The following is a 25,178-nucleotide window of genomic DNA, read 5'->3' as shown; positions in this document are numbered from 1 at the left end:
CTTTTTGAGTGGAGCAGACGGGAGTTGAACCCGTGTCCAAAAACCAATTCCCTGTTCTTCTACTATCATAGTTAGTTTATTGACATTCCCTCCACCGCCCGGGAACTAACACCCTGACAGCTTCAGTAGCTTCATATTACGACCGCGTGCTCAAAGCTTTGCATACGTCGTTTCTCACATAGTCGATGCCGGGATCTTAAAGTGTGAGTGCCTTAAGGCCGACAAGCTGCATTAAGCAGCTAATGCTAATTCGTTATTGTTAGCGTTTATATTTAGGTTTGCCATTTAACGCATCGCATGCGGATAGCTTCACCAGCTGCATAGCCCCTGTCGAAACCAGTACTGCCCCTGACTGGTACTCTTCTAGAGAGCATTCTCATACTAACATGAATGAAATCAATTGTCAAGACCTGTGCATTTCCTGCTGCTATTACCTTGTGGCAACGCTGCCTCTTGATTCACCTTTTTCCTTTTTTTGGTTTTTAATTCCTTCTGTTATCCGGCATCTCATCTGAAAACCTGTTTTTAACAGCAGGAAAAGCACACGCCCGTTAAAACCTATTTCGCCTGCAGTGCAGCCATTGTAAAGTAATTATAAGGCTGGTTAAAATGAGGCAGGAAGAAAATGTCCGTCAGTTTTAACCGGTCGATGGTTACCTGCTCCTGAATGGCAAGGGAGAACATATGTATTGCCATGGAGACATCATATTCCGAGCATAATTGTGCCCCCAGAATGATGCGGGTCTTCTTATCATATACAATCCTGATTTTTACCTTGTAATTGTCATGCTCAATAAACGCCGGTTTTTGGGTATCCTCATAATCCGCTGCTGCCGCATCATACCCCAGCTTTTTGGCTTTCGCATAGCTGATCCCTGTAGAGACCATTTTAAGATTCCAGATGCAGATTCCGTTAGATCCCTGAACGCCAACAGATTCCAGGGGAGTGCCGCAGACGTTATGGGCAGCCACGATTCCGGAACGAACGGCATTGGTAGCCAGAGCAATGTAGTTTGTCTTTTGGATGGAATTATCAAAAACAGTGGCACAATCACCGATCGCATATACATCCGGGCGGCTGGTCTGCTGCCGTTTGTCAACCAGAAATGCCCCATTGCGGAACAGTTCAAGCTCCTCTTTACCTAACTGATTGTTAGGCTTAAAGCCGATGCCCAGTATTACCATATCAGCATGGTATTCCTTTTTGTCGGTGACCACCTTTTCTACCTTGCCGTTTCCTTCAAGCCTGGTCACGATTTCATCATAAACCAGCTGAATTCCATGGCTTGATAAGTTCTCGGACATGATATCTGAAAACTCCTGATCATAATAGCTGGACAGACAGGTGTGCATATTGTCGATCAGGGTGACATTCTTTCCCACACGGCGGAATGCTTCCGCCAGTTCAACGCCGATATACCCTGCTCCTACTACCACAATATCTTTCAAGGCACTGTTATGCAGCTTGTCAATGACCTCTTTCGCATTCTGAAATAATTTTACAAATTGAACGTTGTCCAGCTCTTTCCCTTCAATATCAGGAGAAATAGGAAGAGAACCTGTGGCAAGAATCAGTTTATCGTACTCCTGCTGGTATCTCTGTCCATATTTTCCCACAGCAAAGACAGTCTTTTTATCATAATCAATGCGTTCAACTTTAGTTTCCATGTAGACCTTTGCGCCCTTTTTTTCAAAAATATCTTTGCTGCAATAAAACAGGCCGTCGGAGGAGTGAATCTGGTCCCCAATCCAAAGAGCCATACCACAGCCCAGAAAACTGATGTTGTCATTGGAATCAAATATAATAACTTTCTTGTCCTTATAATTATCTAAAATTGTGTTTATTGCTGCCGTTCCGGCATGGTTTGCGCCGATTACCACAATGCGTTCCATAAATAGCCTCCTTAAAAATTGTTTTTCTTAATTATAACACGTTGTTAAAATAAAAACAATTATTATTATCGAAATTCATCTATTTTTTTTTAGCATATTTCACCTGTTACAGGTCATCCACCAGAGCGCTGCTTTTTGCATAGGCCGTGCTTTTTGCTTCAAAAAAATCAGTTTTAATCAAATTGGGGTTGCTGTACTGATTGACCCATGTCATGCTTTCCGGCTCCCTCTCATGCCCCTCATAAATCCGCTCCCAGCCAAGGCTTGCACAGCGTAAGTTTCCCAGATACATGATATAGTCCGTGATCATTTCCCTTGTAAGCCCGGGCACTTCATCTCCGATGGCATAGCAGCCCCAGGCGATCTCCTGCTCGCAGCCTTCCCGGATCATGTCCCGGTAAACCTCCACCCGTTCCCTGGTAAACAGCTCCGGTTCTTCCTTTTCCAGTTCCAGAATAATATTGCGGAACAGCCACAAATGAGTGTTCTCATCCCGGTTGATGTAACGAATTTCCTGGGAGGATCCGGTCATTTTATGGTTCCGTCCCAGGTTATAGAAGAACATGAATCCACTGTAAAAATACACGCCTTCCAGAATAAAATTAGCCACCACCGCTTTCATGAAAGCAAATGCGCTCTTGTCCTTTTGAAACTCATTGTACAGGTCGCCGATAAAGGTATTGCGGGCAAGAAGATGGGGGTCGCTCTTCCACTGATAGAGCACCTCATTCCGTGTCTGAGGTTCACAGATGGTATCCAGCATATAACTGTAGCTCTGGCTGTGTACTGCTCCTGAAAGGTTTGAATGGAAAGGCAGAGATTGATCTCATTGGCAGTCACATATTCTCCAAGGGCCGGTAAATTAGCGGTCTGGATGCTGTCCAAAAACACCAGAAAGGATAATATCTTATCATAAGCTCTCCGCTCCTGAGGACTTAATAAAGGATAATCCTTCCTGTCCCTGCTTAAATTAATTTCTTCAGGTATCCAGAAATTATTCATGGCCTGCCGGTACCAGTCGCTTACCCAGGTGTATTTCATATTGTTAAAATCATTGAGGTTTGTGGTGTTGCCGTTGATCATCCGCCGTTTTCTTACCTCAATCTCCCCATCCGGATGAAAAAGGGGTCTTTTTTTTAATTGTTCCATATCACTCTCTCCAAACTCTCCTGTTTTATTATGGTCAACCGTCCGGTTTAACCAGAACCGGCCTCTAGCTGGAGCAGGCCTCGCATTCATCCACTTCCAGGCTTTTGGAACGGATATAGTAAATGGTTTTTACGCCCTGTTCCCAGGCCAGGATATAAAGCCCCAGCACCTGACGAAGTATAGTCATTGGTTATATAAAGATTCATGCTCTGGGCCTGGTCCACATGGCGCTGCCGGACTCCCGCTGCCCGCACAGACCATCTCTGGTCAATATAATGGGCATTTTTATATTTCCAGAATGTTTCCGGTGATAAGTCCGGTGCCACCCGGGGTACCAGGCCATTCTTTTTTTTCCTCCAGATAATACCGGTTCATGACTGGGTCCAGCCCTGCCGTGGTTCCGGAGATCATGCTGGTACTGCTGGTTGGTGCAATGGCGATGAGCCAGCCGTTTCTCATGCCGTTTTCTGCCACCTTTTCCCGAAGACGATTCCACTTCTCAGAGCAATATCCCCGTTTGTCAAAATATGCCCCTGTCTGCCATTCGCTGCCTTCGTACAGGTTATATCTCCCTTTTTCCCTGGCAAAATCACAGCTTGCTTCAATTGCCGCGTAATTGATGGCCTCAAATACCTTGTCAGCAAATTTAAGATGCTCCTCTGATTCCCAGGAGATCCCATTTTTTGCCAGCATGTGATGGTATCCGCTTACCCCCAGTCCCACCGGGCGGTAGCGGAGGCTGGTGACTTTTGCATAGGGCACAGGGAAAAAAATTCAGATCAATTACATTGTCCAATGCCCGGACAGCACTTCTTGTCAATTCCGTCAGCTCCCCGGTCTCCTTAAGATCAATCTTTCCCAGGGAAAGGCTGGCCAGGTTACACACAACAAAGTCTCCCGGCTTTGTCACGGTAACCACCACAGTTTCCCCGTCCACTGTCTGTATCTGCTGGTCAACCTGCTCGACTCCGCTCATGTTCTGGGCAATTTCCGTACACAGGTTGCTGCAGTAAATGATGCCGCTGTGGCTGTTGGGATTGGCTTCATTTACAATATCCCGGTTAAAGGTAAAGGGCGTTCCTGTTTCTACAGCACTCTTTAAAACCAGGCGGATAATATCTTTAATGGGAATGATCCGCTTGTGGATACGGCTGTCATTAACACAGTCCAGATAACGTTCCTCCCACTGGGCTCCATAAGAGTCCTCCAATGCCCAGCCCTTTATTGTCAGGATTTCATGAGGGCACATTAAATACCAGTCTCCCTCTATGTTCTCCTTTGCCTGTTTCCAGAACAGGCTGGGATAGCAGACAGCCGGAAAAACATCATGCGCCTTCATGCGGTCGTCTCCGTTATTGGTCCTGAGAGTCAGAAACTCCGGCAGGTCCTTGTGCCAGACATCCAGGTAAACCGCCACGGCTCCCTGCCTTACTCCAAGCTGGTCCACTGCCACAGCCGTATCATTGGCCAGCTTGATCCAACGGATCACACCTCCTGCAGCTCCCTTAAAGCCGCGGATCGCACTCCCTGCGGCGCGGACCTTTCCAAAATAAAGGCCCATGCCTCCCCCGAACTTACTGACCTTTGCAAAGCTGTCAATGCTCCGGTAAATGCCATCCAGGCTGTCCGGAACCGTATCAATAAAACAGGAGGAAAGCTGATGGTAAGGCTTTCTGGCGTTTGAAAGGGTGGGGGTTGCATGGTAACCTTTAACGTACTGAGCATATCATAAAACCGTTTTACCCAGGTGTCCCGGTCATCCTTTTCCAGCATGGCAAGATGCATGGCAATTCCAAGAAACATTTCCTGAGGCATCTCTAAAGGTGCATTCTGGCGGCTGCGGATCACGTACCGGTTAAGCAGCAGTTCAAGTCCGGAATAATTGAACAGATGGTTTCTGCTCTGATCCATATACGCTTCATATCGGTCAATTTCTTCTTTTTTGTAATTCTTCAGAATGTAATCCCCGTAAAGCCCGTCCTCTGTCAGAAAACAGATCTTATCGTAAAAGCTTCCGATCTTCCTCCGGTCCAGCTCTTCCTTTAGCCTGGTTTCAAAGCGCAGCATAAGAAGCCTTGCTCCTATATACTCCCAATCCGGCGCCTCTTGGGTCGTCAGCTCCACTGCCGCCTGGATAAGCGCCTCAAACCGTTCCCCCAGGCTCATATTTTTCTTACAGAACCCTGTGAATTTTACGGAGAGGTGACAGAGGTCATATGATGCGGAATCCCAATCCTTACGGATTCCGTCTAAAATTCCATCCAGTGGCTTGACCTCTTTAAAATATTCCAGAATCTCCTGTTTTCCATCTGTCTTATCCATTTATAATTCCCGCCATTCCATATTTTATATTAGTATCAATAACTGTTATTGAATCTCATATGTAAAAATATACCACAACATATAGTTAATTTCAACCACCGAGATACAAAATATTCGTTTTCACACGATCTTCTTTTTTTTCTTATTGCCAGACAAAAGCTGCAAAATTAATTAGTCAAACGGATATTCCCAATCCTCGCCCCTACTTGCTCACAGCGTGCCCCGTTACACCGGACATAACTGAATAGCAGCTACCGCCGCCTGTCAGGTGGAGCGCTTGTTTCTTGTCGCAAAGCGGCAAAATGATGATACTTCACCTGACGCAAGTAAGTCCCCTCCCGCCACTTAGTGCTTTTCGCATTTGAAGTGGGAGACTTACTTGATTCAGTTAAAAAAACGCCTGAAGTCTTACAACGTAAGATTTCAAGCGTTATCATTAATAGGAACATCATAGATAAAAAGGCCTAAAAATTTTTATCTGGCGCCGCGAATAAATGGCTTCCCAAGGTTTTCCGGCCCATGATTTTTGTGGGCCGAACCCAGCAGGGCCGCTAAGGTGGTCTTATTCTCCGCCAAATGTTCCTCCGGATTCTTTTAAATCCAGTTCTCCAAACAGGCTGTCAACCACTGCCCTGTAATCTGCTAGGTGCTGGGACTTCCGGATCTTTTTGCCATGTTTTTCGCCTCCGTCAAACATCTGAATCATATAAGCCCATAACTCCTTCATCTTAAACAGGACGTTGCGGTCCCCGGATATGATCTCTTCGTATCCTTTGAGAACTTCGTCATGAAAGGCTTTTAGCTGCCTCTTTTCCATTTTCTCCCCGCTCTTCATTTCCCCTGCCAGACCGGGATTTGCCACCATTCCCCTTCCAAGCATGACACAATCTATGGAAGGAAAGGCAGCAGTGAATTTCTTATAATCTTCTGCCGAAAACAGGTTTCCGTTGTAGCACAAGGGATTATTGCTTAAAGAGACCGCTTCCTTCATACTTTCCAATCAGGCTCATTCCTGTAATAGTCCTTCTGGATACGGGGATGGATGATCAGTTCCTCTATGGGATATTTATTATAAATCTCCATAAGCCTTCCGAATTCTTCAGGGCTGTCCTTTCCGATCCTGGTTTTTACAGAGATCTTCATGTCCAATGAAGAAAAAATCTGATCAAAGAATATCGTAAGCAGCTCCGGTTCTCCAAGAAAGCCGGATCCTCTTCCCTTGGAAACCACCGTTGGAGAGGGACAGCCCAGATTTAGATTCACCTCTTCATATCCAAATTGTTTTAATTCCTTTGCCGCCCATATAAAATCTTCCCCCTTATTGGTGAGAATCTGAGGAATCACATGCAATCCCACATTATGCTCCGGCAGAAAATCATTTTTTTCCCTGGAGGTAAATTTCCGGTTCTGGGTGGGCACGATAAAAGGAGTAAAATACACATCTACCTGCTTAAAAAAACTTGTGGTGAGCGTTCCGGTAAATATAGCCGGTGATCCCTTCCATGGGGGCAAAATAATACTTCATATTTCAGTCTCCTTTTTCAGTTATTTCTATATCGGTACATTTTACCACAACAAGAGACAAATTCATAGAATGCCATTTACAGAATCTGCCAAATAGTGGTATAATATAATGCAAAACGCATTATTCTGGAGGATCGATCATGACTCAATTAAAGAACTTAATACCAGCAGCCGCCAAGGCCCTTTTACTTGCCGTTCTTATTTCCACCGCCTCCTCTTCCGTCTCATGGGCAGAAGAAGAAACCGGGCCAGCCTTTGCTCCTCCGGTAACCAAAACAGTAACGCCTGAAATCGGACCGGGCATGCAAAACAGCTCCAACTTTATCGTAGTCCTGGACCCGGGCCACGGCAAGACAGGCGGACATTATTCCGGCTGCCACTTTGAATATAACGGAATCACCTACTATGAAGATGAAATCACCATGAAGATCGCCACTTATACAAAACAGTATCTGGAGCAGTTTTCCAACTATACGGTTTATTTAACAAAGGACAGTGCGGAAACTACCGTCCCCCTGGATCAGCGGGCTTCTTTTGCCGCCTCCGTGCATGCGGACCTTTTTGTAAGCCAGCACATAGACTCGGCATTGGGAAACGGTACGGTGAAAAATGCTTATGGAGTCAGCTCCATGGCTCCCAGGACCGGCCGCTATAACAATGATTTGGCCATCCAGTCCCAGGAAGCCGCCAATACCATTTTAAAGCAGTTAAACACTCTGGGGCTGCACAACCGGGGACTGATCCTCCGGGATTCAGAGAACGGAACTTTATTTCCCGACGGAAGCCAGGCCGATTACTATGCAATTCCCCGTTATTCCCAGATGTATGGAATCCGAGGCTTTATCATTGAGCACGGCTTTTTAAACCACACCAGCGACTTGACCCTTTTTCTGTCAACAGAGGAACAGTATAAGGCATTGGGAGAGGCAGATGCAAAAGGAATCATGGAATATCTGCAAAAAGCGGGAAAATCTAAATTTGTCCAGACAACTCAGACCGCTCAGGCAGCTCAGGGTGCCAGCAACCAGAATGAAGGGACTGTTGCCCCTCCCCCTGTATCTGAAAGCAAAGGACCGGGCGTGAATTAATATCTGCCGGTTAATGCCTTGCCGGAGAAAGAACACAGCAGGCATCCTGCCCATAAAAGCTTCAGCGCAAAAGAAAGCCCACGTCTTCATCCATGAGGACATGGGCTTTTTTTGCGCTGTTTTATTACTTTGTTAAAATACTGACAAAATGATTCTTTCGTGCATTTCACTAAAGGCTATTGCAGGATAGCAAAATATGCTATGTCTCCCAGGATACTATGTCTGGAAAGAAATAATAAAATTACTAATATTGCCGATAATAATCCTGTAAAACCCGAATATCATCATTATTAGAGATTCGCAGACACGGTTATAATTGCAGGAACAGGAACAAAAACAAAGAATGCCGTTAAGAAAATGCTAAAAATAATACTAGAATCCAGATTTCTTCACAACAATTAGATAAATCGTTCCTTTTTTTAGTAAATTCATTCATTTATTTGTTGAAATTATATATTATTTGGTACTATAATGAAATCATCAAAATATAAAACAGGAGGTATGAATTAATGGATGCAATTTATTTTGTATCAATGGGGTCATTGTTGGGGATATTCTTTGCCTGGGTCATGTTTCTTCGTGTAAAAAAACAACCAGAGGGCACCTCGGAGATGGCCCGGATCTCTGAAGCTGTAAGAAAAGGGGCAAATGCCTACTTAAAACGGCAGTATTCAGGGGTCGCAATATTTTTTATCGCAGTCTTTTGCATTTTACTTATTATGGCATTTAACGGTTTCTTAAGCTTTTTTACCCCGTTTGCATTTCTGACGGGCGGCTTTTTCTCAGGTCTGTCGGGATTTGTAGGCATGAGAACGGCAACCATGGCTAACTGCAGAACCGCAGAAGGCGCTTCAAAAAGCTTAAATAAGGGACTCCAGGTGGCATTCTCAGCCGGCTCTGTTATGGGCTTTACCGTGGTTGGACTTGGTCTTCTGGATCTTTCTATTTGGTATTTTATTTTAAACGCTGCCTTTCGCCATCTTCCGGTAGACCAGCGAATTACAGAAATAACAGCGAATATGCTGACCTTTGGTATGGGTGCTTCCAGTATGGCCCTCTTTGCCAGGGTCGGCGGCGGTATTTTTACCAAGGCTGCAGATGTGGGGGCAGATCTTGTTGGTAAAGTGGAAGCCGGCATTCCCGAAGACGATCCGCGTAATCCGGCTGTTATTGCTGATAATGTAGGGGATAATGTAGGGGACGTAGCCGGAATGGGCGCTGATCTCTATGAATCCTATGTTGGTTCTATTGTTTCAACTGCAGCTCTTGCGGTTGCCGCAGGATACGGAATCAAGGGCGTGTCCATACCCATGCTCCTTGCAGCGCTGGGCGTTGTAGCATCCGTCATCGGTACCTTTTTTTGTCAAGACAGAAGAAGGCGCTTCTCAGAAGAATCTTCTCAAAGCGCTGAGAACGGGCACTTATATCAGTGCGGCAATCATTATTATTGCAGCATTTTTTATCATAAAGCTGATGCTTCCCGGCCATATGGGGCTTTACGCTGCCGTTCTTTCGGGATTGATTGCAGGAGTTTTAATCGGAGCAATTACAGAATATTACACATCAGATACCTATAGCCCTACCCAAAAATTAGCGGAGTCCAGTGAAACCGGGGCCGCAACAGTAATCATCAGCGGATTATCCCTTGGTATGCTTTCCACTGTCGCACCGGTAGTAATTGTAAGCATTTCTGTCCTTGTAAGTTACTATTGTTCCGGAGGCGCCAATGATTTTAATCTCGGACTTTACGGCATCGGTTTATCTGCAGTTGGAATGTTATCCACTTTAGGCATTACACTGGCTACGGATGCTTACGGACCAATCGCTGACAATGCCGGTGGCATTGCTGAGATGACACATATGGATGCTTCCGTAAGACAGAGAACAGACGCGCTTGACTCTCTGGGCAATACCACCGCTGCTACAGGAAAGGGATTTGCTATCGGATCCGCTGCCTTGACCGCTCTTGCACTGATTGCTTCCTATGTTGATAAAGTACATCAGATCCAGCCGGATTTAAATCTGGATTTAACCATAACCAATCCAAAAGTACTGGTCGGATTGTTAATTGGCGGTGTATTACCCTTTTTATTTGCTGCTCTCACCATGGAAGCCGTTGGCAAAGCAGCTCAGGCAATCGTATTGGAAGTCCGCCGTCAATTTAAGACCATAACCGGGATTATGGAAGGAAAAACGGAACCAGATTATGCTTCCTGCGTTGACATGTGTACAAAATCAGCCCAAAAGCTGATGATCGCACCGGCCATGATAGCCGTTGTTATTCCTATTGTTATTGGCTTGTTATTAGGGCCGGAAGGTGTATCAGCTCTTCTTGCCGGTAATACCGTTACCGGTTTTGTACTTGCAGTTATGATGGCTAACTCCGGAGGTGCGTGGGATAATGCAAAGAAGTATATTGAACAGGGCGCACATGGCGGAAAGGGAAGCAGCCAGCATAAAGCTGCTGTGGTAGGCGACACCGTAGGCGATCCGTTTAAGGATACTTCCGGGCCGTCGATCAACATTCTCATAAAGCTTACTTCCATGGTTTCCATCGTATTTGCATCCCTTGTCCTGACCTTCCATTTATTATGATGAAGGATACGTATTCCTGCTGATTCTAAAAAGAACAAAAAAACCTTCAAGCCCGGCAGATCATCTGCCGAAAGCTTGAAGGTTTTATTTGCCGGCCATTGGCCGCAAAATTACTCTTCAACAAACATGTCCTTACCAACTCCGCAAACTGGGCAAACCCAATCTTCGGGTAAATCTTCAAATGCAGTACCTGGCTCAATGCCAGAATCTGGATCACCGATTTCAGGATCGTACACATATCCGCATGGTTCACAAACATACTTTCCCATCCCTATCACCTCCTTTAACTTACTGTGCTTTCTTTATAGCATATTATACCATTTTTATCAATAGATTTATTTCGCATGTCCCATTTTTATTTCCAGTAAGACTCCGTTATTTATAAAAAATCTTCTCTCATGGGCGTAAAGATATCTACCAGTATTCCCTTTTCAAGGCATATGCAGCCATGGGTGATTCCATTCTGCTTTAAAAGACTGTCTCCTGCCTCTACGACCTTTTTTTCATCCCCTATGGTGAACTCAAACTTTCCGCTGGCAACATAAGTGATCTGGGTATGGGGGTGGCTGTGCAGATTTCCCACTGCTCCCTTCTCAAACTGGTTTTCCACACACATCATGCCATCACAGTATGCCAGAACCTTTCTGACAACACCTTCTGAAGCCTGTTCTCCTTCTATGTCCTTATTAAATACCCACATCTGATCTTTCTCCGGTTTTTTCATCATACCTTCTCCTAGCTCCAATTCTTCCACACCTCCGGCTGGTATCCAACCGTAGCCAGCTTTCCGTTTCTGACAATAGGTGTTTTCAGTACCTTCTGGTTCTCTAAGACCTTTTCATCTTTATCCTCACCGGCAATGTATCTGATAAGCGCCAGGGCTTCCTGATCCTTACATTTTTCGTCAAGCATGGCCTCAAGTCCTCCTACTGCCTGTTTGACTCCATTGTACTCGCCTTTGCTCAGCCCCTTTTCTTTCATATCAATAAACTGATATTTGATTCCACGTTCCTTGAAATAGCGCTCGGCCTTCCTGGTATCAAAACATTTTCCGGTTCCAAAAATTTGTATGTTCACGGGTCTTGTCCACCTTTCTGGTACTTTTCTTTTTGACAGGCCAATTATAACACAGGGAACCGCTGGTTTCAATAACCAGGGGTTCCTCATTTTTATCATATTATTTTACATACCGGTGTAATGTCTTTCTCACTGCCCCCGGGCCTTCCAGCATTTCATAAAGCATGGCTTCAATCTTTCCGGAAAGACCTGCCTGAACCAAATCGGTTCCAAAAAGAAGGGGATTGGAAAGGATCTCTTTAAGTCCCTCTTTTCCATCAGGCTTTTCTCCCAGCCTGATTCCCTTTAACTGTTCTTTTAATTCTGAAAGCATTGGATCGCTGCTGATCTCCATGGTTTTTCCCTCATCATCCACACCAAGGAGATAGCGGAGCCAGCCGGCAATTGCCAGCGGGATGGCGGTCAGATTCTGGACTTCCAGATGATCATCTGCAAGATAAGCCTTTATGGTTTCTCCAAAGCGGATGGGGATCTTCTGGCTGGTATCGGTTGCAATTCTCTGGGGGCATCGGGGATAAATGGATTAGGCAGACGGTATTCAATGACCTCCCTGATAAAATCCTCAGGGCTTAAGATTCCCGGATCCGTAACCACCGGCAGGCCTTCCTTGTAACCGATCCGCTCCACAAGGGAGGTCAAGTCCTCATCTCTCATCTCTGCGGCTATGCTGTTATATCCCAGCAGGCAGCCAAACACCGCCAATGCCGTGTGCAGGGGATTTAAGCAGGTGGTGACCTTCATCCGCTCTGTCTTGTTTACCGTATCCCTGTCCGTCAAGTATACCCCAGCCTTTTCAAGTGCAGGACGTCCGTTTGGAAACCGGTCTTCCACCACTAAATACTGAGGGATCTCCGCATTAACAAAGGGGGCAATGTATGTGTTCTTGCTGGTGATAATGGGCGCCATATCTTCGATCCCGTCTTCCTCCAGTAATTTCTGCACCACCTCAGCAGGACGGGGAGTGATCTTATCGATCATGGACCAGGGGAAGGAAACCTTATGTTCATCCTGGACCCAGGAAAGGAAGCTCTCGGAAGCAAACCCCTTTTCAGTCCATGCCCTTGCAATGGAAAGGATGCTGTTCCTTAGCTTTTCTCCGTTATGGCTGCAATTATCCATGCTGACCAATGCCAAAGGATGGCCTCCTGCAAGATACCGTTTAAGAAGAAGAGCCGTCACCACGCTCATGGCATGGCTGGCTTTTTCCGGGCCTTCTTCCATGTCCTTTTCCACTGCTGGAAAAAGCTCTCCACGGAAATTGGCAAGAGCATATCCTTTTTCGGTTATGGTAAAGCTCACCATCTGAAGAGATGGATTCTCAAAAGCCTTTACCAGATATCCGAAATCCTTTTCATTGCCCACATCAGCCTTTACGCCCCTGGCAACGCTTGCCACTACCTCCCGGTCCATGGTTCCGTCCGGTTTTAAGCTGACCATCATGGTCATATTGTCAAAGGGAGTATATATTTTATCAATGATATCATAATCAAAGGTGTCTGTCGCTATGATGCCGCTTTTTTTCTAGACCTTCATTCAGCAGGCGCTGCTGCAGCACTGCGATGAATCCCCGGAAAATATTCCCTGCCCCAAAATGGATCCATGTCGGCGACTGATCCGTAGCCGACCTCATTTTTTCCCAGTCAAATTCCGGCAGCTTTACAGAAGCCTTTTCCCAGGCTTCCCGGTTTGTTAAACAGGACCGATTCAGTTTCATAAATCCATGCCTCCTATTTTCTGTTTTTATGGGTTTTATCAATGGCTTCCCAAAGACCTAATAAGTAATTTGCCCCAATGGCCCGGTCGTATAAGCCGTATCCAGGACGGGCCTGTTCTCCCCAGATCATACGTCCGTGATCCGGACGGATATATCCCTCAAAGCCGGACTCATAAAGAGCCTCTACAATGGAAAACATATCTAAATCCCCGCAGGAAGAAAGATGAGCCGATTCATCAAAATCCTTTTCCGAAATATGGTGAACATTCCTGATGTGGGCAAAATGTATCCGCTTCCTGTTTCCAAACTCCCGCATCATGGCCGGAATGTCATTGCTTAAATCACTTCCCAGACTGCCGGTGCATAAGGTCAGACCATTATAGGGACTGCTGTTTAAGTCAAGAAACGTCCGGATATTTTCCGCATTGGTAATGACCTTTGGAAGTCCGTAAAGAGGCCACGGCGGATCATCTGGATGAATCGCCATTTTAATATCATACTTCTCTGCATAAGGAACTACCGCATCCAGGAAATATTTCATATTGTTCCAGTATTGCTCCCTTGTCATGGACTGGTAAAACTCGATGTCCTGGGCCATGGCACAAAGCCGCTCCGGCTCCCAGCCCGGCAGGGAGTATCCTCTGGCTTTTCCCTCCATGGCCTTTGCCATTTTTTCCGGATTCATCTGAAGCACTTCATCGTGGCGGTAAGCCATGACATAGCTTCCGTCTTCCGTTTGAAAAGCAAGATCACTCCGCGCCCAGTCCATTACTGGCATAAAATTATAACAGAGACATTTAACCCCTGCCAGGCTTAAATGCTCCAGTGTCTTTATATAAGCATCAATATACTCATCCCGGGTGGAAAGGCCTTTTTTTATGTCTTCATGGATATTGACGCTTTCGATTACCTCCATCTCAAGACCGGCCTCATTGATTTCCTCTTTCAGGGCTTTTATGGTCTCCAGGGGCCAGACCTGTCCCACTGGTACCTTGGGCAGACAGGTGGCCACACCGGAAACTCCAGGTGTCTGGCGGATCTGGCTGAGGGTCACGCTGTCATCCCCAAAGGGAAACCAACGCATAATCATTTTCATGTTTGAATACCTCCGTTTCTTTGCGGCTATTAAGTCCTGTTTTAAGTATATATCTAGTATACTAGTAGTTCAATCAGCATATTTCATAAATATCGATTTTTTTTTATGTATTATGTACAAGCATCTGATTGCTCTCAATGGTTTGCATCCGATCATCAAAAACGGTAATAAGAGATGGGGCTTTCCCTCTCTTATTACCGCTTTCATTATGCATCATAAAGGTTAAATCACAGGAAATACCCCGGATATTCTCTTCGCAAGGCTTCCTCATCAATTTTATATCTGGATAAATGCTTATCCATCAGTTCTTTTGCCAGGTCACCATCCTTTGCGGCAATGGCTTCCACAATGGCCTGATGGTCGGAAACTGTCTTCAAATCCTTTACTGCAATCAGAGACATGCTGCGTATTCTGTCAAAATGAATGGTGATGCTGTCCATAAGCTGATAAACCTGATCCTTGCCGGTTATATGAAACAGCAGCCGGTGAAATTCATCATCCAGCTTAAGAAGCTGCTCAGGTGAACGGTTTTCCAGATAAAACTCCTGAAGCTTTACATTATCCTTTAACTCCCTGACCGCATCTTCCCCAGCCGTCTTACAGGCCAGCTCCACGACCGCGCATTCCAGGACATTGCGCATAAAACGCGCCTCTTCCACCAGGTTATAATCGATCAAAGCCACCGCGCTTCCCTTTTGGGGATAAATTTCCACGATTTTCACCTTTGACAGCTCAATCAAGGCTTCTCTCACCGGGGTCCGGGACAAATTCATTTCTGAGGATAATTCATTTTCGCTCAGCAGCTTTCCCGGAACCAAATCAAGATGTATGATATTATCCTTTAGCATCCTGAGTGCATATTCCCTTCCAGTCTCTTTGGAATACCGTTCTGTCAGCCGCATATCATGACCTCTTTTCTCAAATTCTGTTCATACATAGAATAAGCGAAATCAACCTCATTGTCAAGCACTAGTATACAAGTACATTGTTACCTGGAACCCACGGCCATTCGACAATTCTAATACCTCATGGGGATGATTTCCAGATAGTCCTTAACCGTGGCACCTGCCAGGAACATATCTATGATCTGCTTTCCTAACGGATTTAAATCATCGGTATAATATTTCATCAGCTCCTGTTTAAAGAAGTCTGTCAGGATTTTTGCTCCGTCGTCGTAGCCCTGGATGCCTACCTCCTGCTGGGTTTCCGGTCTTAAAAATGCTCTTCTGATGTACTGGCCGTCAATTTTTAGGGAGTCAAGTCCAAAGCCAAGAAGCGGACAGCGTGCTTCCACAAGATGCTCCGGTTTAAACTTGGCGCTGCCCCGGCGGGCAATGTATTCCCTTGCAACCCATTGGGGCATAAAGCTCACCTCATATGCCCCGATATGCTGGTTGGGGATCAGGACATACCGGGTATTGGTTGAACTTAAAATCTGGTCAAGCAAAAGGTTGGCCTGAGTCACCATTTTACCGGTTGCAAAAGGCCAGTAAGAACCGACTCCTTCACTGGTCATTTCAAGAGAATCGATAATGCTTGGATTGTTAAATCCTCTCGGAGCCACAAGACGCCATAACCAGGCCAGTGCCGGAGGAAGTATGTGGAGAATGCCAAGAATTCCGTATGTCGGGTTTTCCTTTGTACATGCCGGAGTCCGTACGCCAAAGCTTCTCACATCCACTTCCACGGGAGTGTCAATGGCTTTGGGAACCAGTCTTCTTGGTAAAACAACGCGGGGGTTGGGACAGGGCTTTCCGTTCTGATCCAGGGTATGTTCCCAAACCAGGCAGGTGGCACCAGGTACTGCCTGCATGTTTAAGAAAATAAGGGGCTCTTCCGGCTGGATCAGTATTTTTTCATATTGGGGAGAAGAACCATAGCATTTAATGTTATCAAGGCGTAAAAACCAGGCGGATTCTGCATCCTTTACTACCAGCTTTTTGCTGTCATTCTGCATTTTGGGATGACATAATGCCATGTCATCTGTCACTGGTATCAGTTCACAGGTTTCACTTAATACTAAATAATTTTTTTTCACCTGTAACCGTATTTCTTCCTAATATGGCTCTGCCATCCATTTCCTTGTGAATGTCTTCGATCATTTTCACTTTTTCCGCCTCCGGAGCGCCTTCGTGCATGATGACGATCTCATTGTCATAAGGAGTGATTACTTTTACCGTTGATGCGTGTGCTGTAACCCAGCCTTCCTCTTCTCCTATATTAAGAAGAACTCCGTAAATACCCTTTTTGGCACTTGGTCCGGGATATAAATTATAGGAATAAACTTCATGAATTCCCTCCAGACGGTTATGAACCACGATCTGTTTTCCGTCAAAATGAGTATGTCTGAATGGAGGAGCCAGAAATACAACCGCTCTTGGCTTAAAGTCGGAAGAAATCTCGTCAATATTTAAAAATCCCTGTAAATCTGCAAGTCCGGCAGCGAAAAATCCGGCGTTTAAGGGGGCAATCAGGATTGAATCATATCCATATTCAAGTCCGCCTGACTTAAATGGAAAGAAAATCAGCTCCTGCTGTTTCAGCCAGTCAAAGGTTTCTGTTCTCAGGGTCTCAAAATCAGAATGATAAATCTCCTCATATCTGGGTTTATCCGTTGGTTTTTGATCCGCAATTAACAGACAGTCAGGATCACGCCTTCTCATGTAATCGTCCGTATAATTGACTACAACTCCATTTTTACACTTTATAGCTGTGGCCTCCAAAACCTTGCCTTTGCCTTCCACTTCATATTCAATATCAAACTCGGTATTCTCAGAATTTCCCATTGCAAGCGTCAGCAAATCTTTCCTTGTCTTAGGAATGACAACACCTTTTGACTGAACCAATATATCCTTTACATACTCGGGTAAATTCATATCACGTAAACATTCCAGCATATTTTCCTCCGTTCCTGCGCACGCCATTATGCACATCTGATGTTTGCACCAAATATGGGTACGGCGCAAACCATGTAGTTAAAATGGTTTTCTTCAACCTTCATTTCCCAATTTTGTTAAGTATTACATAGTTTCTATTATAATATTCCATGCATGAGATCCTTCTGTTATTTTCCCCAAAGCCTTTTTAGACTCATGCCGAATACCTTCTGCGCATAACTGAAAAACTCTTATGACTTCCATTGTTGCGGTGTTTTCCTGTTCACCTATCGCCTCCTTCCTTATATATATAAAGCCGATATCCATAAAATGGATATCGGCTTACTTACAACTTAGAATGATGATTCTACTTTGTGACGTCTTCCGGTGTTATTTAACTGTATAAAACTCCTCTAAATTCCTGTCAACCGTTATGACAATGATCTTTTCACCTGTTTTAGTGCTGATATCGGAATGAGTGCTGATAACGGTCACATCCATGACTTCTGTTAATAATTTCTCCAGGTATTCTCTTCCGCCCTCAAACAGGGAAGTCCGGACTTTTTTAAGCAATTCAATACCCTGGGCACTTTCCGTAAGCTTTTTCTCAGAAGGGCTTAAAAATCCTAATAACCTGACAATGATCATGTCATTTAATACATAGGTACGGACCATCTTGGGACCCCTGCCCATATATTCAACTTCAAATTTACTGACGACTTCACTGATTTTAGCTTCCAATTGACCTTTTGTCATATTGCATCACCTGTGAGATACAATATCATGAAAACCGGGTCGTGTCAATAATTTTTTAACCGAATCAAGAAGCTTCTTCATAAACATCAAACTGCCGGGAAACGCCGTGACCAGCTACATGTTCCCAAATGTTTTATGGTGCAGCTCCCCGGAATCTGAATATTTCCTGTGGTTTTCCGGTTTTATTTATGGTAAGATAGAATAAACTGGGTTTTAAGCAACTTAAGCTTGAAACGAAAACCAGGGATATAAAAGGAGAATTAAAATGCAGCTATGCATTGGCATTGCTCCGTGCAAGGTCTGAACCGGACGAAACTGCATGGAGCGGATTGAATTCGTCCGTTGGACTTTGCACTTTCATTAAATCGTATCGATTTTATTTGAAAAAGGAGCAAAGTCATGATAAAAAAATTTAATAACAAATATCAGGGAACTTCGAACTTTCCTGATTTTATGGATTACACAGTCATTTTCGGCCCTTGGCAGTGCAATGACCAATTTTGCGCTGGTGATCTGGTCTTATCAGCAGGAAGGATCGGCTCTTACCACCTCGTTATTGGCCATCTGTTCCTACGCACCATATGTCCTTTTAAGTATTTTTGCAGGTGCACTGAGTGACCGGTGGAACAAAAAGGCCACCATGCTGCTCAGTGACAGCTTTGCGGCACTTTGTACTGTTTCAGTGCTTATTCTGCTGACAACCGGTAAACTCCAGATTTGGCATCTGTATTTGATTAACACCTTAAATGGACTTATGAACACCGTACAGCAGCCTGCGTCGGATGTGTCCATCAGCCTGTTGGCTCCGCAAAAGCACTACCAGAAGGTCAGTGGGATGCGTTCCTTATCCAATTCCCTAATTACCGTACTGACGCCTGTACTCGCTACGTCCATGCTTTCATTTGCAGGAATCCGGTTTGTCATCCTGTTTGATCTGATTACATTTGTAACAGCGTTCGTTTCGCTGCTTTGCTTTGTCAGAATCCCTCAGGTAACAGAAGACCGCAGCATGGGAAAGGAGACGGTATTGCAGTCTGCCAAAAGCGGCTTGCGGTATTTAAGGGACAACAGGGGAATTCTGGATCTGATTCTGTTTTTGGCTGTAATTAATTTTACTGCTCAATCTTCAATGCCGCCATGCCCGCTATGCTGCTTTCACGTGCCGGCGGCGGAGAACTGGCCCTTGGCATGGTCAACACCGTTACAGGAATCGCAACAATGTCTGGAAGCATTCTGGTTTCTATCCTGCCCCCGCCCAAAAGCCGGGTCCGGACGATCTGCAATTGCCTGCTTTTTTCCATGAGTACCGAGAACTTTATCCTTGCTTTTGGAAAGAGTACTCCTGTATGGTGTTTTGGTGCAATCCTCGGCTGGATATTCATTCCTGTTATGAATGCCAATATGGATGTACTTTTTCGTACAAAAATCCCTATTGAGATGCAGGGCCGTGTCTATTCAGCAAGAAATACCCTGCAATTTTTCACCATTCCCTTAGGATATCTATGCGGCGGGATTTTAGTTGACCGGGTGTTTGAACCATTTATGGCAGGGCAGCCGGCGGGCAGTCTGTTGACCGCACTGTTCGGAACAGGTAAAGGCTCCGGCGCTGCTTTGCTGTTTCTTGTTATCGGAATTACAGGATCATTATCATGTCTGCCCTTTCGGGCGGACAGAAATATCTGGAAACTGGAAAAATAATTGTCCTTGTATCCAATTAGCTCAGTAATGTGCTCTTACAGCTTCTATGTACCTGTTAAGCTGGTGCGGGCAGCAAATTAAACCAGGAGGTGTTTTATAAATGAATAAACCCAAAATAGCGTTTGTATGCGTCCATAATTCCTGCCGAAGCCAGATAGCTGAAGCACTTGGCAAGCACCTTGCCTCAGATACCTTTGAAAGCTATTCTGCCGGAACAGAAACCAAACCGCAGATCAATCAGGATGCAGTACGGCTTATGAAACGGCTTTACGGAATTGATATGGAGCAGACCCAGCATAGCAAGCTCCTGTCTGAGATTCCTCAAGCAGATATTGTCATAACCATGGGCTGCAATGTGAAGTGTCCGTCCCTGCCATGCAAATATCGGGAAGATTGGGGACTTAAGGATCCCAGCGGTATGGATGATACCGTTTTTTTAGAAACCATAACCTCATCCGGGATAAAATTTTAGACCTTAAAGATCGTATCCAAAACGGAACTTTATAAAAAAGGCTGGCAGGTGTTTTGCACTTGCCAGCTATTTTGTTGCATTACGGGAATCAAGCAGTCCATACCTGGATGGAGTTTTCTACAATGCATGGTATGATAACTATTCAAGCGGATATTCGCAATCCACGACCCTACCTGATTCAGTTAAAAAAACGCTTACTCATTATTTATAACAGAAACTGAAACAGAAATTCTAAGGCGGTGAAATCGTGACCAATGATAAAGTAAATAGTAAATATGATAATTTGATAACAAAGTTGAAAATTGATTGTAAGAAATGCAGCGGATTATGCTGTGTTGCTTTGTACTGCACAAAAACAGATGGTTTTCCTGGGAATAAAGAAGCTGGAATACCATGTAAATATCTGGATTCAGATTTTCTCTGCAAAGTCCATTCCAAACTGGCTGACAAAAATTACAAAGGCTGTTTAGCCTATGACTGTTTCGGTGCGGGACAAAGAACGACCCAGCTTTATTTACCAGATGGAACATGGAAAACCAATTCTGAACAAGAGGACAAACTCTTTCATATATTTATGATTGTATATCAGTTGCATCAGATGCTATGGTATCTGGTTGAGGCATTTACTTTGACATCAGACGAACTTCTAAAATCAACCATTGATTTGCTTATCTCAGAAAATGAACAAATGGTACAGCAGCCCATGGATAATCTTTCTACCCTGGATCTCTCAAAATACAGATTAAAAGTGAACAAAGTATTAAAACAAATAAGCGCCGCAATTTCGGCAAATGCTTCATCTAATCAAATTCACGGTGCAAACTATTTGGGGAAAGATTTTAAGAAAGCAAATCTTGACAGTAAAAACTTCAGTATGTCATTATTGATCGCGGCAAATTTTTCAGGATGCAGTCTAAGAAAGACTAACTTTTTAGGCGCTGACCTCCGTGACGCAAACTTCAAAAATACCGATTTAAGCGAGAGCATCTTTCTAACACAAATGCAGCTTAATTCCGCAAGAGGAAATTCCAATACAAAAATCCCCGTAAACTTGTCCCGTCCGGCTACATGGGAAAAATGAGCTGGTTTTCCTGGATGGTTACGTGGTAAACTTATACCAGATTAGCAAAAATAATCGAGAAGTTTCTCCCACTGGAGATGTAAGATAAGAAACGTAAGGAGGTGGTAAGATGGAAGAAAAAAATCGAAGCTGTCCAGCGGATGCAGGATTATATTGCAGAACACCTGTCAGAGAATATTACATTGACCGCGTTATCAAGCGTTTCATATTTTTCACCGTGGTACTCCTATCGTCTGTTTTTGCAGCACACCAGCATGACACCAGCCGATTATATTCGGCGCTTTCGGCTCTCTAAGTCAGCAATCAAGCTGCGGGATGAATCCTGCAAAATTATAGATGCAGCTTTGGAACTTGGATTTGGCAGCGTGGACGGCTATCAGAGGGCGTTCTTCCGTGAGTTCGGGTGCAATCCCGGGGAGTATGCCAAAAGCCCAGTTCCGCTCTATCTTTTCACACCTTATGGAGTCAAATATCGAATAGCCAGAAAGGAGAAACACATGGAAACTGTAAAAAGTGTATTTGTGCAGGTTATGGAAAAGCCGGAACGAAAGGTACTAATCAAGAGAGGGGTAAAAGCTGCCGGCTATTTCGCTTATTGCCAGGAGGTCGGCTGTGATGTGTGGGGACTTTTGCAAAGCATCAAATCCATTAGCGGTGAACCGGTCTGCCTGTGGCTGCCCCCAAAATATATTGTTCCCGGCACCTCAGAGTATGTGCAGGGCGTTGAAGTGCCAGTGACTTATGATGGGGTTGTTCCCGATGGATTTGATGTTATTGAGCTTCCTGCCGCGAAATACCTGATGTTTCAGGGAGAACCCTTTGCTGAGGAAGATTACTGCAAGGCCATCGAAGATGTGCAGACAGCTATCGGTAAGTACGATCCTGCTGTTATTGATGCACAGTGGGATTCATCAAATCCACGAATCCAGCTTGAGCCTATAGGCTCAAGAGGCTACATTGAACTTCTGCCAATCAAATAACAAAAAAAGCACAAGGTGGCTTGGATAAGCCGTCTTGTGCTTTTGAATCATAAGCCGGAAATCGTCCGGACATACAGTAGAGCTGTCAGCGCTCAGACGCTCTTATCTCCCCGCCTCTTTTTCAGACTACTCAATCCCTTTGCCAATATCCCGCCTCATATACTTATTCTCAAAAGAAACCCATTCCGCCGCCTGATAGGCATTTGCTCTGGCTTCCTTTAGATCTCTTCCGATTGCCGTCACTCCCAGCACTCTTCCGCCATTGGTCACCACTGCCCCGCTGCCGTCCAATTTACTTCCTGCATGAAAAGCAAAATATCTTTCCTGCCCCTTAAATGCTTCCAGCCCGGCAATGGAATACCCCTTTTCATACTTCTCCGGATAGCCATCCGATGCCAGCACCACACAGACCGCCCCATTATCTTCAAACTGCAGGTCAATCTGATCCAGCGTCCCGTCAATGCAAGCCTCAAAAACTTCTACAATGTCATTTTTCATCCTGGGAAGCACCACCTGTGTTTCAGGGTCGCCAAACCTGGCATTATATTCCAATACTCTGGGGCCTTTTTCCGTCAGCATCAGCCCAAAGAATATAATCCCCTTAAATTCCCGGCCCTCTGCTTTCATGCATCCACAGTCGCCTGATAAATATATTGCTTACAAAACCTATCCACTTCTTCCGTATAAAAGGGACTTGGAGAAAAGGTTCCCATTCCTCCCGTATTAAGGCCCTGGTCTCCATCCTTTGCCCGCTTATGATCCTGGGCAGATGTCATAATTTTAACAGTCTTTCCATCCACAAAGGAAAGCACTGATACCTCCCGGCCAGTCATAAACTCTTCCACCACGATCCGGTCCCCTGCGGAGCCAAACCGCTTATCAAGCATTAAGTCCTTTACCCCGTTTTCTGCTTCTTCCTTGTGCTGCATATCAAAACGCCCTTTCCCAAAGCCAGGCCGTCAGCCTTTAATACAATGGGCATTGGGACTGTTTTCACATAGCTTAATGCCTCCTCAGGAGAATCGAAGATTTCATATGCCGCTGTGGGAATTCCATACTTTTTCATCAAATCCTTAGAAAATGATTTGGAGCCTTCCAGCAGTGCAGCACGTTTTTGCGGGCCGAATACCCTTAGCCCTGCTGCTTCAAATGCATCCACTGCTCCGGCCACCAGGGGATCATCCGGTCCTATGATGGTCAAATCGATCTCCTTTTCCCTGGCAAATGCCACCTGCCTGCCAAAATCCATTACCCCAAAATCCACGCATTCCGCAAGCTCTGCGATTCCTGCGTTTCCGGGGGCACAATATATTTTATCAACCTTAGGGCTTCTGGAGATTTTCCATACAATGGCATGCTCCCGCCCGCCTCCGCCTATGACCAAAACCTTCATTGCGATTCCTCCTGTCCGTTTGCAATCAGCTGTATGGCTTCTGGAAGGATCTGCCATTCTGCCTCTTCCATGACACGCCGCTGCAAAATCTCCGGCGTATCTCCTTCCCGGACCTCTACTGCCTTTTGCAAAAGAATTGGCCCCGTATCCATCCCCTCATCTACATAGTGGACCGTGGCTCCCGTAACCTTCACTCCCCGTGCCAGGCAGCCTCATGAACCTTAAGCCCATAATACCCTTTTCCGCAAAAAGACGGGATAAGGGACGGGTGAACGTTAATGATCCGGTTCCTGTACTTTTGTATCATGGCTGCCGGAACAGCAACCAGATATCCGGCCAGAACGATCAAATCAAGGCAGTACTGGTCTATCTTTGAAAGAAGGGCTTCATAAAACTCTTCTCTTTCCTGAAAATCCCCGGGAGAAATACAGAAAGCCTCAATTCCATGGTTTCTGGCTCTTTCCAGGGCATAAGCGTTCCGGTTATTGCTGATGACCACCTTTACCTCTGCATTTGTGATCCTTCCACAGTCTATCGCGTCTAAGACTGCCTGAAGATTGGTTCCCCCGCCGGAAACCAATATACCGATTTTCAGCATAACGTCACGCCCTTCTCTCCTCTTTCCGTATGACCGATCACATAGGGAACCTCTCCAGCCTTACAGATGGCTTCCATAGCCTTATCTACATCTGCCGGGCTTACTGCTAAAATCATTCCGATTCCCATGTTATAAGTATTGTACATGACCTTTTCTTCAATACCGCCTTTATCCGCCAGCAGCCTAAAGATAGCAGGCACCTGATAGCTGTCCTTTTTAACCACCGCCCGGATGCCCTCAGGAAGCATACGGGGGATATTTTCATAAAAGCCGCCTCCGGTGATGTGGCTGCAGGCCTTGATCACTGCCCCGCTGTCTTTTACGCTTTTTAATGTATTTACATAGATTTTGGTAGGAGTGATCAGCGCTTCGCCAAGGGTTTTACCCAGCTCCTCATAATAGGTATCCAGGCTTTCTTTTGTCATGTCAAAGACTTTGCGCACCAGGGAGAAGCCATTGCTGTGAATGCCGGAAGAGGCAATACCTATGAGAACATCCCCCTCTGCCACATCAGCCCCGGTAATAAGATTCTTCTCATCCACCACGCCAACTGCAAAACCGGCAAGATCGTATTCGTCCTCAGGATAAAACCCCGGCATCTCCGCTGTTTCTCCGCCGATCAAAGCAGCATTTGCCTGCTTGCAGCCGTTTGCAACCCCGCTGACGATTTCCGCGATTTCCGGATAATTCCTGCCGCAGGCAATATAATCCAGAAAAAAACAAAGGTTCTCCGCCTGCGCAGGCAATATCATTGACACACATTGCAACACAGTCGATTCCAATGGTATCGTGCCTGTCCATTAAAAATGCAAGCTTCAGCTTTGTGCCCACCCCGTCGGTTCCTGATACCAGAGTCGGCTTTTCCA

At 45.3% G+C, this 25,178-nt stretch carries 15 protein-coding genes, 1 other RNA gene and 9 pseudogenes; 6 read left to right on the top strand and 19 right to left on the bottom strand.

What is annotated here, in order from left to right:
• Positions 1 to 6: 6 nt before the first annotated feature.
• The 5 genes and pseudogenes from ssrA to JCM10519_RS15050 form a co-directional block, all read right to left on the bottom strand.
• Positions 7 to 349, bottom strand: a transfer-messenger RNA (tmRNA) gene (ssrA, locus tag JCM10519_RS30390).
• Between the two features lie 209 nt (positions 350 to 558).
• Positions 559 to 1,893, bottom strand: a complete 1,335-nt coding sequence (locus JCM10519_RS15065; protein ID WP_054740146.1) for an FAD-dependent oxidoreductase — start codon at positions 1,891 to 1,893, stop codon at positions 559 to 561.
• Between the two features lie 106 nt (positions 1,894 to 1,999).
• Positions 2,000 to 3,042, bottom strand: a pseudogene (locus tag JCM10519_RS15060) (ribonucleotide-diphosphate reductase subunit beta).
• Between the two features lie 64 nt (positions 3,043 to 3,106).
• A pseudogene (locus JCM10519_RS15055) lies at positions 3,107 to 5,364 on the bottom strand (ribonucleoside-diphosphate reductase subunit alpha).
• Between the two features lie 562 nt (positions 5,365 to 5,926).
• A pseudogene (locus JCM10519_RS15050) lies at positions 5,927 to 6,889 on the bottom strand (tRNA-dihydrouridine synthase family protein).
• Positions 6,890 to 7,028: 139 nt separating this feature from the next.
• Here JCM10519_RS15050 and JCM10519_RS15045 point away from each other — a divergent pair.
• Together JCM10519_RS15045 and JCM10519_RS15040 are read left to right on the top strand one after the other, a co-directional pair.
• Positions 7,029 to 7,976 carry an N-acetylmuramoyl-L-alanine amidase gene (locus JCM10519_RS15045; protein ID WP_054740143.1) on the top strand — a complete coding sequence of 316 codons (948 nt, stop codon included), beginning with the start codon at positions 7,029 to 7,031 and terminating at the stop codon, positions 7,974 to 7,976.
• A gap of 509 nt (positions 7,977 to 8,485) precedes the next feature.
• A pseudogene (locus tag JCM10519_RS15040) lies at positions 8,486 to 10,571 on the top strand (sodium-translocating pyrophosphatase).
• Positions 10,572 to 10,681: 110 nt separating this feature from the next.
• On the opposite strand, the gene rd reads toward JCM10519_RS15040, so the two are convergent.
• From rd to JCM10519_RS14990, 10 genes and pseudogenes are all read right to left on the bottom strand, one after another.
• Entirely contained in the window at positions 10,682 to 10,840 is a 159-nt protein-coding gene (gene rd / locus JCM10519_RS15035; RefSeq protein ID WP_013272313.1) for a rubredoxin, read from the bottom strand.
• A gap of 110 nt (positions 10,841 to 10,950) precedes the next feature.
• Positions 10,951 to 11,295, bottom strand: a complete 345-nt coding sequence (locus tag JCM10519_RS15030) for a cupin domain-containing protein (RefSeq protein ID WP_054740140.1) — start codon at positions 11,293 to 11,295, stop codon at positions 10,951 to 10,953.
• Positions 11,296 to 11,306: 11 nt separating this feature from the next.
• Positions 11,307 to 11,648, bottom strand: coding sequence for an ArsC/Spx/MgsR family protein (locus tag JCM10519_RS15025; protein ID WP_054740186.1), 342 nt, complete (start codon positions 11,646 to 11,648; stop codon positions 11,307 to 11,309).
• Between the two features lie 100 nt (positions 11,649 to 11,748).
• A pseudogene (locus JCM10519_RS15020) lies at positions 11,749 to 13,362 on the bottom strand (mannitol dehydrogenase family protein).
• Between the two features lie 13 nt (positions 13,363 to 13,375).
• The gene (uxuA, locus tag JCM10519_RS15015; protein ID WP_054740138.1) at positions 13,376 to 14,458 is read right to left on the bottom strand and encodes a mannonate dehydratase; all 1,083 of its coding nucleotides are present in this window, start codon (positions 14,456 to 14,458) and stop codon (positions 13,376 to 13,378) included.
• Positions 14,459 to 14,685: 227 nt separating this feature from the next.
• On the bottom strand, positions 14,686 to 15,360 hold the full coding sequence (locus JCM10519_RS15005; protein ID WP_054740134.1) for an FCD domain-containing protein: 675 nt from the start codon (positions 15,358 to 15,360) through the stop codon (positions 14,686 to 14,688).
• Positions 15,361 to 15,476: 116 nt separating this feature from the next.
• Complete coding sequence (locus JCM10519_RS30385; RefSeq protein ID WP_347844333.1) at positions 15,477 to 16,496, bottom strand: DUF4914 family protein; 1,020 nt, start codon at positions 16,494 to 16,496, stop codon at positions 15,477 to 15,479.
• A complete protein-coding gene (locus tag JCM10519_RS30380) occupies positions 16,468 to 17,355 on the bottom strand; it encodes a DUF4914 family protein (protein WP_347844332.1) in 888 nt (295 codons plus the stop codon). Before JCM10519_RS30380 ends, JCM10519_RS30385 begins: the two co-directional genes overlap by 29 nt.
• Before the next feature lie 123 nt (positions 17,356 to 17,478).
• Positions 17,479 to 17,661: a hypothetical protein gene (locus JCM10519_RS14995; RefSeq protein ID WP_054740133.1), complete on the bottom strand. Its 183-nt coding sequence runs from the start codon at positions 17,659 to 17,661 to the stop codon at positions 17,479 to 17,481.
• A gap of 63 nt (positions 17,662 to 17,724) precedes the next feature.
• Positions 17,725 to 18,090 carry a Na-translocating system protein MpsC family protein gene (locus JCM10519_RS14990; RefSeq protein WP_054740131.1) on the bottom strand — a complete coding sequence of 122 codons (366 nt, stop codon included), beginning with the start codon at positions 18,088 to 18,090 and terminating at the stop codon, positions 17,725 to 17,727.
• A gap of 415 nt (positions 18,091 to 18,505) precedes the next feature.
• On the opposite strand from JCM10519_RS14990, the pseudogene JCM10519_RS14985 reads away from it, so the two are divergent.
• The 4 genes and pseudogenes from JCM10519_RS14985 to JCM10519_RS14970 all read left to right on the top strand — a co-directional run bounded on the left by JCM10519_RS14985 (position 18,506) and on the right by JCM10519_RS14970 (position 22,321).
• Positions 18,506 to 19,788 (top strand): annotated as a pseudogene (locus JCM10519_RS14985) (MFS transporter).
• Between the two features lie 100 nt (positions 19,789 to 19,888).
• Entirely contained in the window at positions 19,889 to 20,260 is a 372-nt protein-coding gene (locus JCM10519_RS14980) for an arsenate reductase ArsC (RefSeq protein ID WP_347844331.1), read from the top strand.
• Between the two features lie 247 nt (positions 20,261 to 20,507).
• The gene (locus JCM10519_RS14975; protein ID WP_054740129.1) at positions 20,508 to 21,341 is read left to right on the top strand and encodes a pentapeptide repeat-containing protein; all 834 of its coding nucleotides are present in this window, start codon (positions 20,508 to 20,510) and stop codon (positions 21,339 to 21,341) included.
• Between the two features lie 140 nt (positions 21,342 to 21,481).
• The gene (locus JCM10519_RS14970; protein WP_054740184.1) at positions 21,482 to 22,321 is read left to right on the top strand and encodes a helix-turn-helix domain-containing protein; all 840 of its coding nucleotides are present in this window, start codon (positions 21,482 to 21,484) and stop codon (positions 22,319 to 22,321) included.
• Positions 22,322 to 22,447: 126 nt separating this feature from the next.
• Here JCM10519_RS14970 and JCM10519_RS30375 read toward each other — a convergent pair whose 3' ends face one another.
• From JCM10519_RS30375 to purM, 4 genes and pseudogenes are all read right to left on the bottom strand, one after another.
• A complete protein-coding gene (locus JCM10519_RS30375; RefSeq protein ID WP_347844330.1) occupies positions 22,448 to 22,948 on the bottom strand; it encodes a phosphoribosylglycinamide synthetase C domain-containing protein in 501 nt (166 codons plus the stop codon).
• Positions 22,945 to 23,714 (bottom strand): annotated as a pseudogene (purD, locus tag JCM10519_RS30370) (phosphoribosylamine--glycine ligase). Before purD ends, JCM10519_RS30375 begins: the two are co-directional and overlap by 4 nt.
• Positions 23,711 to 24,312: pseudogene (purN, locus tag JCM10519_RS14960) on the bottom strand (phosphoribosylglycinamide formyltransferase). Before purN ends, purD begins: the two co-directional pseudogenes overlap by 4 nt.
• Positions 24,306 to 25,113 (bottom strand): annotated as a pseudogene (gene purM / locus JCM10519_RS14955) (phosphoribosylformylglycinamidine cyclo-ligase). The pseudogenes purN and purM overlap by 7 nt, the downstream one beginning before the upstream one ends.
• Positions 25,114 to 25,178 lie beyond the last annotated feature (65 nt).

This window comes from Clostridium sp. NkU-1, from assembly GCA_001312405.1.
The sequence above is the reverse complement of the archived record's forward strand: the minus strand, read 5'-3'. Positions and strand labels throughout refer to the sequence as shown.

Excerpts from the sequence above, each read along its gene's own strand:
- uxuA (WP_054740138.1), bottom strand. The coding sequence starts at position 14,458 with ATGAAAATGATTATGCGTTGGTTTCCCTTTGGGGATGACAGCGTGACC.
- JCM10519_RS14980 (WP_347844331.1), top strand. The coding sequence starts at position 19,889 with ATGAATAAACCCAAAATAGCGTTTGTATGCGTCCATAATTCCTGCCGA.
- rd (WP_013272313.1), bottom strand. The coding sequence starts at position 10,840 with ATGGGAAAGTATGTTTGTGAACCATGCGGATATGTGTACGATCCTGAA.
- JCM10519_RS15065 (WP_054740146.1), bottom strand. The coding sequence starts at position 1,893 with ATGGAACGCATTGTGGTAATCGGCGCAAACCATGCCGGAACGGCAGCA.
- JCM10519_RS14995 (WP_054740133.1), bottom strand. The coding sequence starts at position 17,661 with ATGGATATCGGCTTTATATATATAAGGAAGGAGGCGATAGGTGAACAG.
- JCM10519_RS15030 (WP_054740140.1), bottom strand. The coding sequence starts at position 11,295 with ATGAAAAAACCGGAGAAAGATCAGATGTGGGTATTTAATAAGGACATA.
- JCM10519_RS30375 (WP_347844330.1), bottom strand. The coding sequence starts at position 22,948 with ATGAAAGCAGAGGGCCGGGAATTTAAGGGGATTATATTCTTTGGGCTG.
- JCM10519_RS14970 (WP_054740184.1), top strand. The coding sequence starts at position 21,482 with ATGCAGGATTATATTGCAGAACACCTGTCAGAGAATATTACATTGACC.
- JCM10519_RS15005 (WP_054740134.1), bottom strand. The coding sequence starts at position 15,360 with ATGCGGCTGACAGAACGGTATTCCAAAGAGACTGGAAGGGAATATGCA.
- JCM10519_RS30380 (WP_347844332.1), bottom strand. The coding sequence starts at position 17,355 with ATGCTGGAATGTTTACGTGATATGAATTTACCCGAGTATGTAAAGGAT.
- JCM10519_RS15045 (WP_054740143.1), top strand. The coding sequence starts at position 7,029 with ATGACTCAATTAAAGAACTTAATACCAGCAGCCGCCAAGGCCCTTTTA.
- JCM10519_RS14990 (WP_054740131.1), bottom strand. The coding sequence starts at position 18,090 with ATGACAAAAGGTCAATTGGAAGCTAAAATCAGTGAAGTCGTCAGTAAA.